Origin of the sequence: Streptomyces sp. NPDC127092, assembly GCF_042722475.1 — a bacterium.
In the GTDB taxonomy this organism is placed as follows: domain Bacteria; phylum Actinomycetota; class Actinomycetes; order Streptomycetales; family Streptomycetaceae; genus Streptomyces.
In genome coordinates, this window is record NZ_JBHXFE010000447.1 from 1 (window position 1) to 1001 (window position 1001).

The 1001-nt window shown below is 66.2% G+C and carries 1 protein-coding gene; it reads left to right on the plus strand.

Features of this window, described 5'->3' with window-relative positions; all coding sequences use genetic code 11:
• Window positions 1–978 (plus strand): CoA-acylating methylmalonate-semialdehyde dehydrogenase (gene mmsA, locus ACFWJO_RS41185; protein WP_386873557.1); only part of this gene is annotated, 978 nt, incomplete at its 5' end.
• Window positions 979–1001: the final 23 nt, after the last annotated feature.

Sequence of the window (1001 nt, forward strand, 5' to 3'; positions counted from 1 at the left end):
CTCAAGCCCAGCGAGAAGGACCCGACCGCCGCGATCTGGATGGCCGAACTCTGGGCCGAAGCCGGCCTCCCGGCCGGGGTGTTCAACGTCCTGCAGGGCGACAAGACCGCCGTCGACGAACTGCTCACCAACCCCGCCATCAAGGCCATCAGCTTCGTCGGCTCCACCCCCATCGCCCAGTACGTGTACGCCACCGGCACCGCCCACGGCAAACGCGTCCAGGCACTCGGCGGGGCCAAGAACCACGCCATCGTCCTCCCGGACGCCGACCTCGACCTCACCGCCGACGCCATGGTCAACGCCGGCTTCGGCTCCACCGGGGAACGCTGCACGACCACCTCCGCACTGGTCGCGGTAGGGGACATCGCCGACGAGTTGGTCGCCAAGATCAAAGAGCGCACCGAAACGTTGAAGATCGGCGACGGCACCCAGGACTCCGACATGGGTCCGTTGGTGACGAAGGTGCACCGCGACAAGGTCGCCTCCTACATCGACGCCGGCGAACAGGACGGCGCCACCATCGTCGTGGACGGCCGACAGGTGCAGGCGAATGGCGGTGCGGACGGGTTCTGGCTCGGACCGACCCTGATCGACCACGTCACCACCGACATGAGTGTGTACACCGACGAAATCTTCGGACCCGTCCTGTCCGTCATCCGGGTCGAGTCCTACGACGAGGCCCTGGAACTGGTGAACGCCAGCCAGTTCGGCAACGGCACCGCCATCTTCACCAACGACGGCGGCGCGGCCCGGCGGTTCCAGAACGAGGTCGAGGTCGGCATGGTCGGCATCAACGTTCCCATCCCCGTTCCCATGGCCTATTACAGCTTCGGGGGCTGGAAGAACTCGCTGTTCGGCGACAGCCACGCCCACGGCACCGAAGGTGTGCACTTCTTCACCCGCGGCAAGGTCGTCACCAGCCGCTGGCTCGACCCCAGCCACGGCGGCCTCAACCTCGGCTTCCCCCAGAACAACTAAGGAACCTTTCCCATGACCGCACA